The organism is Mesorhizobium sp. M1348 (assembly GCF_040317925.1).
GTDB lineage: Bacteria > Pseudomonadota > Alphaproteobacteria > Rhizobiales > Rhizobiaceae > Mesorhizobium.
On record NZ_JAMYLH010000034.1, the window covers coordinates 41415 to 55019 of the forward strand.

At 59.5% G+C, this 13605-nt stretch carries 12 protein-coding genes and 1 pseudogene; 11 read left to right on the plus strand and 2 right to left on the minus strand.

From position 1 onward, the window contains the following. Positions 1-97: 97 nt before the first annotated feature. The 7 genes from NKH13_RS31210 (at position 98) to NKH13_RS31240 (ending at position 8080) form a co-directional block, all read left to right on the plus strand. Positions 98-724, plus strand: a complete 627-nt coding sequence (locus NKH13_RS31210; protein WP_352721450.1) for a class I SAM-dependent methyltransferase — start codon at positions 98-100, stop codon at positions 722-724. Between the two features lie 204 nt (positions 725-928). Then, positions 929-2734 (plus strand): ABC transporter ATP-binding protein, encoded by a 1806-nt coding sequence (locus NKH13_RS31215; RefSeq protein WP_352721448.1) that lies wholly within the window; start codon positions 929-931, stop codon positions 2732-2734. A 6-nt stretch (positions 2735-2740) separates the two neighbouring features. Continuing rightward, a complete protein-coding gene (locus tag NKH13_RS31220; protein WP_352721446.1) occupies positions 2741-3922 on the plus strand; it encodes a glycosyltransferase family 9 protein in 1182 nt (393 codons plus the stop codon). A 9-nt stretch (positions 3923-3931) separates the two neighbouring features. Further along, positions 3932-5119 carry a glycosyltransferase family 9 protein gene (locus tag NKH13_RS31225; protein WP_352721444.1) on the plus strand — a complete coding sequence of 396 codons (1188 nt, stop codon included), beginning with the start codon at positions 3932-3934 and terminating at the stop codon, positions 5117-5119. Then, positions 5109-6287: a glycosyltransferase family 9 protein gene (locus NKH13_RS31230; RefSeq protein WP_352721442.1), complete on the plus strand. Its 1179-nt coding sequence runs from the start codon at positions 5109-5111 to the stop codon at positions 6285-6287. Before NKH13_RS31225 ends, NKH13_RS31230 begins: the two co-directional genes overlap by 11 nt. Positions 6288-6590: 303 nt before the next feature. Then, complete coding sequence (locus NKH13_RS31235; RefSeq protein WP_352916664.1) at positions 6591-7370, plus strand: sulfotransferase domain-containing protein; 780 nt, start codon at positions 6591-6593, stop codon at positions 7368-7370. Positions 7371-7390: 20 nt separating this feature from the next. Beyond that, the gene (locus NKH13_RS31240) at positions 7391-8080 is read left to right on the plus strand and encodes a sulfotransferase family protein (RefSeq protein WP_502914600.1); all 690 of its coding nucleotides are present in this window, start codon (positions 7391-7393) and stop codon (positions 8078-8080) included. A 30-nt stretch (positions 8081-8110) separates the two neighbouring features. Here the strand turns inward: NKH13_RS31240 and NKH13_RS31245 are convergent, their stop codons facing one another. Beyond that, entirely contained in the window at positions 8111-9091 is a 981-nt protein-coding gene (locus NKH13_RS31245) for a glycosyltransferase family 2 protein (protein ID WP_352721438.1), read from the minus strand. Positions 9092-9314: 223 nt separating this feature from the next. Between NKH13_RS31245 and NKH13_RS31250 the strand changes: the two genes are divergently transcribed. From NKH13_RS31250 to NKH13_RS31265, 4 genes are all read left to right on the plus strand, one after another. Then, positions 9315-10478 carry a glycosyltransferase family 4 protein gene (locus NKH13_RS31250; protein ID WP_352721436.1) on the plus strand — a complete coding sequence of 388 codons (1164 nt, stop codon included), beginning with the start codon at positions 9315-9317 and terminating at the stop codon, positions 10476-10478. 113 nt (positions 10479-10591) lie between these two features. Continuing rightward, complete coding sequence (locus NKH13_RS31255) at positions 10592-11365, plus strand: glycosyltransferase family 2 protein (protein ID WP_352721434.1); 774 nt, start codon at positions 10592-10594, stop codon at positions 11363-11365. A gap of 108 nt (positions 11366-11473) precedes the next feature. Continuing rightward, a complete protein-coding gene (locus tag NKH13_RS31260; RefSeq protein ID WP_352721433.1) occupies positions 11474-12196 on the plus strand; it encodes a glycosyltransferase in 723 nt (240 codons plus the stop codon). A 275-nt stretch (positions 12197-12471) separates the two neighbouring features. Further along, the gene (locus NKH13_RS31265) at positions 12472-13509 is read left to right on the plus strand and encodes a phosphatidylglycerol lysyltransferase domain-containing protein (RefSeq protein ID WP_352721432.1); all 1038 of its coding nucleotides are present in this window, start codon (positions 12472-12474) and stop codon (positions 13507-13509) included. Here the strand turns inward: NKH13_RS31265 and NKH13_RS31270 are convergent. After that, a pseudogene (locus NKH13_RS31270) lies at positions 13506-13605 on the minus strand (IS5/IS1182 family transposase); the annotation flags it as partial. The gene NKH13_RS31265 and the pseudogene NKH13_RS31270 sit on opposite strands and share 4 nt — an antisense overlap.

The window sequence follows — 13605 nt, forward strand, 5'->3', positions numbered from 1 at the left end:
GGGCCGGGTGTTCGTCACCTTCCCGAAACGTCTTCGCAGGATGCTGTGATCAGGAGTTCCTTTCTCCCGCGGTTACGTTTACAGGACGTTCTGGACAGTGTCGTTTGCGCGCCAGCAACTGGACCGGGCTAGGCCCGGCGCACAGTCCTCATCCGTCAAGGAAACCAGTCCGGCGCCGTTTTTGGAGAACAATGATTTGTGGTGGTCAAATAAGCAAAAGAGATTCAAGGGAACGTGGGAAGACCGACTGGACGGGCTATTCTCCGCAGAGGTCGACTACGCCGGGAAATCCATTCTCGATGTTGGCTGCAACATGGGTGTTGTCGCCTATGAGATATCCAAGCTAGGACCGAGTTCGATCCATGGGATCGACATTCTCAAGCCGCATATCGAGACGGCCAGGATGATCTTCCTGGGTTGTCCAGTCCAAAGCCGGTTCGATTGTCTCGATCTTGGCAGCCGAAAGCTGCAAAATGTTCTCCAACCGCAGTACGACATCGTCATGCTGCTGGCGGTCTACCATCACATGCAATGGAGCCTGGGCGCGGACAAGGCGCGAAGCGTGCTGTCCGATATCGCCGGGCGTGCTCAAACGATCGTTGCCCGCGTCCCCCCTGGCAAGGATAAGGAGATGATCGCGGTGCTTTCGGATGTGGGCTTTTCGATCAAAAGCAATCACACATCGCCTCTTGGAAGCCATCTCATGGTCCTCGCAAAACACTGACCAGGCATAGCGCGGCCGACGACGAATGGCGCAAGAGCCGCATAGCTTGGCATGCGAGGAACCGACGGTCATAAGCGATGACGTGCAAGGATCCGGTTCGGCATTGACTGCGGTCGGGAACGAAGCCACAGACAGTGATCGAAACCGTCTCGCGCTTTCAAGACAACGCGAAGACCGGACGGGATCGCAACGGGCGGCGACGAGATGATTACAAAGAAACGAGTATCAACGGTCCCGGCATATCCGCTGATCAAGCGTCTGATCGGCGAAAATCTGCCGCCGCACAAGATGCTGTATGTGACAGGTTTGCTGTGCTCGATCGCCGCCGCTGCGGCGACCGGCGCAGCGGCCTGGATTATGAAAGTCATGATCAACACCATCTATGTCGAGCGAGACGCTGCCGCTGTATCGGGTATCAGCGTCGTCATCATCGGCATTTTCCTGGTCAAGGGCATAGCTGCCTACTGCCAGACCATCACGACGGGAAAGATTCGCCGGGCTATCGTTTCGGACCTTCAAAACCGTCAATTTTCCCGAATGGTGTATTTCGACATCAGCCGTTTCGCCAACCAGCATCCGGCAAAATTCATCTCCAAAATCATGTTCAACGCGCGCGCCGGGGCGACCGTTATTCTCACCCTCACGAGCAGCGCCGTCTCTGATCTGCTGACCCTGATTGCCTTGGCCAGCGTCATGGTCAAGCAGGACCCGGTAATGTCGCTGATATCCGTGGCGGTTCTGCCGATGCTGTTCCTGTCAGTCGGGGCGATAACCAGGAAGCTCAAGGCGCTGGCGAGGGGCGAGACGGAATTGGCCGCACAAGTCCAGTCGATCGGCACGGAAGCCGTCGAAGGCATCCGCACCATCAAATCCTTCCAGCTCGAGGACAAGGCAGTTGCCAGCTTTGCAAAGGCCGTCCGCAAGATGGAAAGACGTGGCATCCAGATCAACCGGACATCAGCATTGATGAGCCCATTGATGGAGACCGGCGGCGGCGTGATCATCGGGCTTTTCGTTATGTATGCCAGCTGGCAGACCCTCGGCAACGGCAAGACGCCTGGCGAATTCATGGCCTTCATTACCGCGTTCCTGCTTGCCTATGAGCCTGCCAAGCGGTTGGCCCGGGTCAACGTCGACATCCAGAAGCAAATGGTTGCCGTCGAGCAGATGTATGATTTGATCGACACGCCCGAGCAGCGGCGACTCGCAATCGCAGGCGAGCGCCTGACCGACGTCGATGGTGGTATCCGCTTTGAAGATGTGGCCTTCTCCTATGACGGCAACAGCCCGGCGCTCGAGGGTGTTTCCTTCGACGTGCGACCTCGTGAGAAGCTGGCGATCGTCGGCCGCTCCGGCGCCGGCAAGACCACCATCGTCAATCTGATCCTGCGCCTGATGGAGCCGGACAAGGGCAGGATCCTGATCGACGGAAAGGACATTTCGAAGATCAGCCTGGCCGACGTTCGCGACAATATCGCACTTGTGTCACAGGACGTCTTCCTGTTCGAAGGCTCGATCCGCGACAACATTCGTGATGGCCGCCCGAACGCTACGGATCAGGAAATCGAGTCTGCTGCGAACCTCGCCCGGGTCACCAGCTTTGCTTCGGCGCTCGAAAACGGGCTCGACACGCTTGTCGGGCCGAGCGGCACCAATCTGTCGGGCGGGCAGAAACAACGCGTCGCCATCGCACGCGCCTTGCTCAAGAATGCTGCGGTAATCGTCTATGATGAAGCGACATCGGCGCTTGACGGTGAAAACGAACGGGCAGTCATGGAGGCAGCCTTCGACAACACATTTCAGCGCACGGTGATCTGCATTGCGCACAGGCTGTCTACAATCAAGGCGGCCGATCGTACTCTCGTGTTTGACGCCGGACAGCTTGTCGATGATGGAACGCATGACCAGCTTGCCAAACACAGCGAGATATATCGTTCGATATTCCACCTGGAGACGCCCGATCCGATGGCCGAAAGCGGCAAAAAGCTGCGGCAAAGCGTATTGCGCTGAAGGCCGATGACCAGCTTTTATCACGGTTCCTATGTCCGGTATGTGATTGGTGGACTGGGCCTTCAGCTGCGCCGGTACAAAAAGGCGGTGCGCAGGTTGTTTTCCGGTCCCAAGCAGCCGCGTTCCATTCTTGAGCTGCAGGCCAAGGTTGAGGCGCTGATCGTGCGCAGGGACTGGAAAGGCCTTGAAGCCGGTACCAATGAGATGGCTGTCACGGCCGATCACAATCGCGACCCGGAGCTGATGCAGAAGGCGGGCCAGGCATTCGAACGGCTTGGCAACTTTGCGCGGGCAGCTGAGCTTCGGCTTTCCGCTCGCAGGCTGCGGAAAGGGAAAAGCGCCAACGATTGGACCGGCGAGAATCTCGGATCGGATACACTGCTGATCGATCTTGTGGAGGATGACCCGCGCAGCCTTGGCCGGGTTATCCGCCACGCGCGACTGGCCGGCGCTGCCGCTGCCTATGCGCAAAGCGCAACAATTCGGGTCGAGCCGCGCCTGGTATCAATTCTGCAGCGAACGTTCCCGAAGGCGACCGTGATCCCGGCGCAGCAGGATGTGGTCGGCGACAAACGTGCGACTTTCGAAGATCTCGCCTGGGTGTTCGGACGCGATGCCGAAAAGCTTGCTGCCGACTTCGTGCCGCTGCGGGCAGATCCTGAACTCGTCGAGACATTCCGCAGGCGCTATCGCTCGATGACGGATCTGCCGCTGGTGGGTCTCTCCTGGGGCAGTAAATCCCACACCAAGGACGTGCCTGACTTCCCGGAATGGGCAAGGTTCATCGCCCAGACGCCAGCGACATTCGTTTCGCTCCAGTACGGACAGATCAAGCCGGCGTTGCGGCGCCTTCGCAACGGCAATGACGCGCGTCTGATCTTTGACGACAGCGTCGACCAGATGGTCGACATGGACCGTTTCGCCGCACAGGTCGCCGCACTTGATGCTGTCGTGACGATCAGCAATACGGCGGCCCATCTTGCCGGAGCCCTTGGCGTGCCGACTGTTTTCCTCATCGACGACAATTTTCAGACGGCATGGCCAGTGACCGGCGACCGGACACCCTGGTATCCGAAGGGCATTATCATTCGCAAGGAGGGGCGCCCTTGGTCGCTGGTGCTCGACGGGGCCGGCCGGCGGCTCTCGTCGATCCTGACGACGCTTTCCGACGCTCCCCGAGGACGATAGAACATCGCCGTGCAGAACAGACGAACCATCCTTCAGAAAGCAAAAACCGCCGATCTGCGCCCGCAGAGCGCCGTCGGCAAGCGGCTGCAGAAGGTTCTCGAGCGGGCAAAGGAACTTCTTAGACGTCCCTCGCGCCACGCCGACGAAAATGCCGAAAGGCATACGAGGCTGATGGAGGAAAGCGTGCAGCGTGGTGACTGGCAAACTGCTCGCGACCATGCACTGGCGCTTGGCGTGCTTGGTGAGCAGCTTGGCGATCTCGGGCTGATCAAGAAAGCGGGGCGTGGACTGAGGCGTCTCGACGGAGGAAATCGCATCTGGCAGTTGATGGCGGCGAGCAAGCAGCTGCGCGGCAGGCCCGATTGGGATGGCAGTGATCTTGCGGGTCGCACGCTTCTCGTCGATCGTCGCGAAGGCGACCTGGCGATCTTTTTCCAGTTCGCGTCGCTGCTTGGTCCAGTCGTCGCGGCTGCCGGTCGATGCATCGTCTTCGTCGAGCCGCGACTGGCACCGCTTTATCGCAGAACATATCCTGCGCTCGATGTCAGGATTGAAGGGGAAGAGGACATGGCGGCGGTGGACGCCGACGTCGTTGCCGGTTTCGAGACACTCGCAAAGCATTTCTGGCCGGACGACCCGGCGGCACGCGCGCCCTTCGTTCCGCTGGAGCCGGACCGCCGACTGGTTGCCGAGCTGCGCGGCACCTATCTCGATGGCGGCCCAGGTCCCCTGATCGGATTTGCCTGGGGAAGCCTGAACAAGAGCAAGGATCTGCCGGCTCTGGACGATTGGCGGACGCTGTTCGGCAGCCTGCCGGGGCGCCTCGTCAGCTTGCAATATGGCGATGTCGGGCCGGCCCTCTCCGAGTTCGAGCGCCACGCGCCGGGGCGCATCATCCATGACGCTTCCGTCGACCAGTTGACGGACATGGACCGCTTTGCCGCCCAAATCGCGGCGCTCGACGCGGTGGTGACGATCAGCAATACCGGCGCCAACCTCGCCGGAGCGCTGGGCGTGCCGACGATTGTCATGCTCGACGACGGGTTTCGCCTGTCCTGGCCTGCTTTCGGCGAGACCGTCGCCGCATATCCGACCGTTCGACTGGTCCGAAAAGGCGGCCGAGCCTGGGCGTCGGCAGTGCAGGAAGCAGGCGGACGGGTCATGCAAATCATCGGCGGAGCTGGCGATGGAGGGTAACCAACTTGTCGGCCGGTTGCGCCGCGCTGTCGCGCTTGCAGGCTACAAATACAAGGTCTGGTTCCGACGTCACCGCCGGCAGCTTTTCCTTCGCTGGCGCGACGGCGACATTGCCGATCAGATGGCGGATTATCGGCGAAGCGTCGAGTCGCGCGATTGGCCGGCGGCACTGCCGAAAGCCCTGGCTCTTGGATCCATTGCGAAGTCGAGGGGCGAGGTCCACCTGATCGACGAGCTCAGCAAGGCGCTGATGCGGATGGGCGCCTATGGCGCAGCCGCCGAACTCAGGATCGCACGACGCCACATCGTCAACGGCCGCGTCGATGGGGAGTGGCTGGGCCAGGATATTTCGGGCCAGACACTGCTGGTCGATCTGATGGAAACCGAAAAGCAGGGTCTGGCCACCGCGATCCATCATGCGAGTTCCGTGGGCTGTGCCCTGGCGCGCGCCGCCCGCTCGATCGTGCTGGTCGAGCGCCGCCTGGTACCGCTCTTTCAGCGCACTTTTCCGACCGCCGATGTGCGGCCGGTCGGCGCTGATGGCAAGGCTGCCTATGGCGAGGCGCAGGCCTTCGCCGGCGTCCAGCATCTGACTGCCGTTTTCGAGACCGACGAGGCGACGATCCGCGAGCATTTCGTGTCCCTTAAGCCGGATCCGGCCCGGGTCGCTGAACTTCGCGCCCGCTACCGGAAGGAAGGGCGGCCGTTGGTCGGTATCGCATGGGGCAGCTCCAATCCCGGCAAAGACCTGCCGCCGCTTGCCGCCTGGCGAAACCTGATCGGCCGCCCGGACCTTCGGTTCGTCTCGCTGCAGTATGGCCAGATCGAGACCGATCTGAAGATCCTGACCGACGGTGAGCCGGAGCGCATTCTTCATGACAGATCGGTCGATCAGCTCGTCGACATGGACCTTTTCGCCGCGCAGGTTGCCGCGATGGACGCCGTGGTGACCATCAGCAATACCGGAGCGCATCTGGCCGGCGCGCTCGGCATCCCCTCGGTTTTCATTCTGGGCGACGGCTTCAAGCGCTCCTGGCCGGTCGAGGGCGACCGCACGCCCTACTATCCATCGGCCGTGCTGGTCTCGAAACGGGAACGCCCCTGGTCCGTGGTGATGGGCGAGGCCGAGTCCATTCTGGCGCCATGGGTCACAAAAGTGAGTGGCTAATGCATGTCGTCCAAAAGCGCGTCACTGAATACGCTTCGACGCGATGCGCATTAAGGGGTTCGGCCGACGGACCGCGCAATGGAGCGCCCGTGTCGAACAGTCGTCGCAACAGGCCAAAAAACATAAGGCATTCCGAACCGGGATATAGTAAAGGCCCAATTCGCCCCGCAGAGGATCGCAATTCTTGCCGGCATTTCTGCCTTGTGTTCGAACCAGCCGTAGGCTTAGGCGCCCAGTAATAGGGTTGGTCTGGCCGGCAGCGGTTCGGGCGCCAGCTCTGATAATCTAAAGGAGGTCTCTCCCATGTCCTTTCTAAAATTTTTCCAGGCCAAAGCGCCGCCTCTTCCTCTTATCGTATCCTTTCCAAAATCGGGGCGCACCTGGCTGCGTGTCATGCTGGACGATCTAGGAGTTGAAGTTCAATACATTCACGACGGAACCGACCACAAGTTACTTCGACCGAAATCGAGCCTCAAGGAGAATAAATCTCGATACAAGAAGAGAAGAACAATAATGCTTGTTCGTGATCCAAGAGATACGGTGGTCTCAGGGTACTTTCAGGTTCAGAAGCGCCACATGCTTCCAGCGGGATCGTTCAGCGATTTTATCAGAAGCGACAATCATGGGATCGAAAAGATCATTAGATTTAACCTGCATTGGTTTGCGGCAATGCCCCGGATGCGCGAAATCCGGTATCTTCAATATGAAGACATGCATCGGGATACAGCTGGTGTCCTTCGCGCGATCCTTGGATTCCTGAACCTGCAGGCTGACGATCGGACGCTTGTCGAGGTGGCGAACAACCGAACATTCGACAAGATGAAAGTGAGTGAATCGACCGGTGATCTGTCCGATCGATACGGCAAGATATTACAGCCCCGCGATGCGAATGATCCCGAAAGCTTCAAGGTGCGCAAGGGCAAGATAGGCGGTTACGGCGAATATCTTTCCGAGGACGACGTGGCCTATTGTGACGAGCAGTTGGCTAAGTTCGAATATTGGGAGAAGCTGGACAAGGTCTTTAGCACCAACGGCTTGTGCTACGCTCGCGTCGATAACCGCGCCCGGGTCGCCTTGGGTTAGGGAGCATTGCCGACATGGTGATGCGGACCGGATTCATTTGCGGCTGCGGCCATAGCGGGACGACGTTGATTGCGACGATCCTTGCGTCGCATCCTGACGTCTACCTGCCGCTCCAGGAAACCAACATTTTCTTCAAGTGGACGCCACTGGCCATGTTCCGCTTCTGGAAACTGAAACGGGCGGCGCTCGAGGCTGGAAAGAACGTGCTGCTTGAAAAGACACCGCGGCATATCCGCCGTGTCGCCCGCATTCGCCGGCTCGTGCCCGGCGCGCGTTTCGTCATGCCGGTGCGAGATGGGCGCGACGTCGTAGCGTCCCTGATCAAACGACTTGGCAACCCAAAGGAGGCTCTCGACCGCTGGATCAACGACAATGCGCTGGTTTTTGCGGAACGAGGAAAGCCGGATGTGCTGATCTATCGCTATGAGGACCTGGTCGAGAATCCGGCCAAAGTCGTCGAGCAGATCTGCGGCTTTCTCGATGTGACCTTCAGCCCGGATCTCCTCGACTACCACAAGAACCCGCAGCAATGGTTCAAGCCGACCGACGCCAGCGTCGAGACCCAACATGAGGTGCTCCGGAACCAACAGGTCAATCAGCCGATCTACGACGGAAGCGGGAGATGGCGCTCCGAACTTGGAAACGCCGAGTTACAGGACCTGGTACAAGGACGAGGTGCCCAGCTTATGAAAGCATTCGGTTATGCATGATGTCGGTTCGGCATCTGCTGGAAATGCCGTCTACCAATCAATCTTGTCGATCAAACCCGTTTTGAACAGGCTGTGAGCTCCTTCGTACAGCATTGACTGTTCGCTCATCGCGCTGAGAGCAGCTTTACCGCTCGATACCTCATGATACTGGCGATATTTGGAAGCGCCGTTCCAATACTGACCTTCCGCCACCGCGACCTGCGCCTTGTCGTTGAAATCGGCGAAGAACTTGAAATGAAGCAGGCCGCCCAATCCCTTTATATAGTTTCGCCAGTAAGGCAGCGGTGAGTGAATCGACGTAAAAATCGTCTGGCGATCAACATATATCAGAGGAAACTTGGTCAACTTGTGCTGCCTGGCGAAAAGCCGGGTCCTCGGGCCGCCTGTGATCTTGAGATGCCGGGGGCTCCTCGTCACCTCATAGCCGCTGACGTCGAAATGGTCCGCAACTTGCCATGGCGGCACGATGGGATCGAAGGGTACGTCCCAGATGTTTCCGCTCGGATACATGTCGATCATCGGCGCCAGCAGGCGTGTCATTCCGCGCCGCTTGAGCCAGTCAGCCATCGCACCGAGCGGATGCTGATCCATGCCGTCATAGACAAGATATTCGTCCGCATCGACGGTCAGATACCAGCGAGGCTGACCATAAATCTGCACAATACGCTGCCGCCAAAGGTTTCCCAGGTCCGACTGCGAATAGGTGATCGGCGAACTGAATAGATCGACATCTGGCTGCTCGGCCAGAAGCTCAGCTGTTCCGTCGGTCGAGCGATCATCGAGGACGGCGAATCTGGTGACGCCGAGTTCGCGATAGTGCTTCAGGAACGGGCGCAGCCTGTCCGCCTCGTTGCGGATGACGAGGATCAAAGGCAGGTCATTCGCTTTAAGGGGCGTTATCGGCCGCAGCGATGACACTTCTGCCCGTCTTCCGAAGGTGTGTCTCAGCCGATATATGGCGGTGTCGGTAATCGTCCGGCGGACAATGGCGGGCCAGGTTGCTTTGCTCAAGCCGTCGATTCCCTCATGGCGGTCACCGCCCGGCTGGAGCTGGCGCTGATCCGCTGTTTGCAGTTAATTTCTACATGCAGCACCGTTAGGCAAATCGCAAGCAGTCGCGGACAATGGACACAGGCCTGTTCTGAGTTCCGGCGGGTGAGCTTCCAACTGTTGCCGATGCGCGCTGGCCTCTATAGACATCGTCAGATGGCAACAAGGCCGGAGCCCAGACCCCATGCACGCCGGCATTCGTGGCACCGAAATTCAATTCGACAGGCCGATCCTGTTCGTGCGCCAGCGTTATGCGCCTTTTGGTGGAGGCGAGATCATGCTGGAAAACATCATGGCCGCATTCGCCGCGCGTCAGCGGCCGGTGGCCGTGCTCTCCGGCGACTGGCCGCGATATGAAGGCGTAGAATTCATCCATTGTGCCGGCCGCCGCTTTCCGCGTTCGCTGCGGGCGACGTCCTTTGCTCAAGCGGCCTGCCGCAAGATCGCCGAGATGCCGCCGGCGCTGGTGCAGAGCAACGATCGCCTGCCGTGCTGCGATGTCTTCCGGGCCGGGGAGGGCGTTCATGCCGCCTATCTTGCCGAGCGGCGGCGTTTCGAGACGCGGCTTGGCAGGGCGGCAATGGCGCTGAGCCCTTTTCACCGCCAGACGCTGCGCCTCGAGCGCGCAACCTATGCCAGCCCACGGCTCAAAGCTGTCATTGCGATTTCGAAGATGGTGGCAGACGACATTGTCCGTCACTACGATTATCCGGCGGAAAATGTGCACCATATCCCCAACGGTGTGGACCTCGACCGCTTCAATCCGCAGCTGCGCCAACTGCATCGGGCGACAATCCGCGCGCGGCTCGACGTCGACGAAAACAGGACGGTCGTCCTGTTTGTCGGCTCGGGCTTTGCGCGAAAGGGACTGCTTGCACTGATGAAGGCGGTCGCCAGGCTCGATGGCGAGCCTGAATTGTGGGTCATCGGCCATGATTCGCGCGCCAACGCCTTCAGGCAGGCCGGTGACAGGCTCGGTCTCGGCGCACGGCTCAAGATGCTGGGGCCGCAGAAAGACATGCTGCCGTGGTACGGCGCGGCCGATATTGCCGTGCTGCCTTCCATCTATGATCCTTTCGGCACAGTGGTCATCGAAGCCATGGCCAGCGGCTTGCCGGCTGTGGTAAGCACCGGCTGTGGAGCGCGCGAGCTTGTCGAGCGGTTCGAGCCGACGCTCGTTTGCGATGCGGCCAGCGAAAGCGACCTCGCAGCAGCGCTCGCGCACGCGCTGCAGTTGTCGTCACGACCTGAGACCGCAACCCGGGTGAGAGCGGCGGCCGAACACTATGATTTCAATGTCATGATCAAGCGAATGATGGCGCTGTATGAAAGCCTTGATCTGAAATGATTTTCGACTTTGTTAGATCAGGTTAGTACCCTCAGTGTGCCAACAGGCCGGGAGCCGATGCTGCAGATGCATTCGAATGACAGTGGCAGCTTTGATGCCGGAACCTTCTGACCGTGCCGGCGCTCTCGGTCATTATCATCACCCGCAACGAGGAGGCGTCCATCGCGCAATGCCTTCGGTCGGTCCATTTTGCCGATGAGATCGTCGTTCTCGACAACAACAGCAGCGACAGGACCAGGGAGATTGCGGGTGATCTGGGGGCAAAGGTTCTGATGACCGTTGATTGGCCCGGTTTCGGCGCGCAAAAAAACCGTGCGCTGGCCGCGGCAACGGGGGATTGGATCCTCTCGCTGGATGCCGATGAGTGGGTGGAGGCGCCGCTCGGCGCGGAAATCAGGGCCGCAATCGCCGACCCAAAAGCCTATGACGGCTTCGAAATACCGAGAAGATCGCGCTTTTGCGGGCACATTGTCCGCCATAGCGGCTGGTCGCCCGATCTGGTGCTCAGGCTCTTCCGTCGCCGGTCCGGGCGCTTCAGCGACGACACCGTGCACGAGAAGGTATTGGTGAATGGGAAGGTCAGCCGATTGTCCCAGCCGATCGAGCACGATTCCATTACCGACTTGGCAGATGCCCACGACAAGATCGGCCGGTACGCAGAAGCGTCCGCCGCGCAGCTGCTTGCCGAGGGCAAAAAAAGCTCGATAAGCAAGGCGGTTTTGCGCTCCGTCTGGGCTTATGTGCGCAGCTATATTTTCCGGCTGGGATTTCTGGACGGTTCCATTGGTGCGATGGTGGCCGCGTATTCGGCCAGCTACACCTATCAGAAATGGGCGCGTGTCGCAGTGGGAATGCGAGGCCAGGTCCACCAAAAAAAGCAAGGCTGAGGCCAGGACAAATCTGTGAGAAACCGGCTTGGTTGACCGCAATTGTTGCCGAGCCATCGCCAACTAGTTAGTGTACGACCGTTAAAATCGAAAGCCAGGGTAGTGAATATGACTGATGCGTTTAGGGTATTTATCGGATGGGACAGCCGTGAGCCGATCGCGTACGACGTCGCGCGACACTCGCTGCTCAAACATGCGTCGGCGCCTGTTTCCGTCATTCCGATCAAGCAGGACGAGATGCGTGCCCGCGGGCTGTATTGGCGGGAAAAAGATCCGCTCGCCTCAACGGAGTTCACCTACACGCGCTTCCTCACGCCCTTTCTCGCCGACTACACGGGTTGGGCCCTGTTTTGCGATTGCGATTTCCTGTGGCTTGGTGACGTCGCGGGCCTGCTGAAATACACGGACTCGGACAAGGCGGTCTATTGCGTCCAGCATGACTATACGCCGAAGGCCACGACCAAGATGGATGGCGTGGTCCAGACGTCCTATCCTCGGAAAAACTGGTCGTCGCTGATGCTGTTCAATTGCGCGCATCCTTCGGTCAAATCGCTCACGCCAGAGGTCGTGAATCAGGAAAGTGGCGCCTATCTTCACCGAATGCAGTGGGTTGCCGACAAAGACCTGGGCTCATTGCCCGTAGAGTGGAATTGGCTCGAAGGTTGGAACGAAAAGCCTGCGATCGGCACACCTAAGGCGGTCCACTATACCAGCGGCGGCCCGTGGTTTGCCGAGTGGCAGAATGTCGACTACGCCGATTTGTGGATAGCAGAACGCGACGAGTTCCTGGCTTCCGATCAAGCAGAATCTTCTCAGAGCGCAGTTCGATAAGAGCATCGTGTTTGGCAGGTGACCTGAGCGCTTCCGAAGTGGCATCGATTTTCGTGTCGCCAAGGGCGCAGCAGCAACCAGCCGTCAGGCGCTGGGCGTCGGCAACAATGCGTGGTGCGCCTTTGGGCGGGACCGGGGGCAGATTGCGCCTAGGAATCTGGCAGTTTCGGCCGGGTAAGCATGCCGCACCCAGTTAAGGATCAGCTCGCGGCAATATGATCGGTTTGGGGTCCGTCAACTCTTTCATCGGCCTAGCCGGCACGCGAAAGTCGACCATGCCGTCACTGCGAAGACGCTTCGATCGATTCCTGGAAAACCACGGGCCTAAAATACCGCGGCTGCAGCTGAACCATGTCGAGCGCCTGGCGCTGGTTCGTCGCCATGGTGATTTTTCCCTTGCCTATTCGACCGCCGTGCAGAAGGGGCTTCATTACTTCGGCGATGCCCACGGCTACATCGCTTATGGCAGCAAAACGCGACATCATTTCGCGCTCGGTGATCCAGTGGCTGATCCGGCCGATCGGCGCGACTATATCAGACGTTTCATCGAGGTTGCCGGCAGCCCGTGGTTCGTGCAGATCGGCGAACAGACGGCGCGCGTGCTTGACGGGCTTGGCTATCAGGTCAACCGCCTCGGCGTCGACACCAGGCTTGTCCTGCCCGGACACGACTTTTCCGGAAAGCGCAATGAGACAGTGCGCTATTCCGAACGCTGGCTCTTGAGGAAAGGGTTTTCCTTCGCGGAGGACAACGGGACCGTCTTCCTCGACGAGATTGCCAGGCTCTCCCATAATTGGCGGGCCGACCGCATCGTCAAGCGCTGGGAGATGAGATTTCTCAACAGGCCCTTTGCCGATCACCTTGGCGTCGATATGCGCCGTTTCGTCCTGCACGGTCCGGATGGGGAGCTCGTGGCCTTGCTGGATTTCGATCCGCTGTTCAGCGACGGCAAGATCATCGGCTACACCACCTCGTTCAAGCGCAAGCACATCGATGCCTCGGCGCATGCCGAGATCGGCCTGACCAAATTTGCGGTCGACCGTTTTCGCGACGAAGGTGTTTCCGCCGTCACCCTCGGCCTGTCGCCGCTTGTCGAAATCGGACCTAGCGGGTTTGCCGAAAGCGATTTCTGGCGGCGCGCCTTCCAGCGTGCCTATGACTCGCCCTGGGTCAATCGCACCCGTTTCAACCTGCAGGGGCAGGCGGCCTTCAAGCGCCGGTTCCACGGTGTCGAAGAGCCGACCTATCTTGCCTTTCGCAAGGGGAGCTTTTTCGAAGCGCTTTCTCTGCTCCGGCTGATCAGGGCCGTCTAGGCCGTAGACTCATAAGCGCGAAGCCACAGTCGCATTGAGGCGAGTTGGATCATGGCGAGGAAGTTGGCTGCCAGTTTGTCGTACCGTGTAGCGACA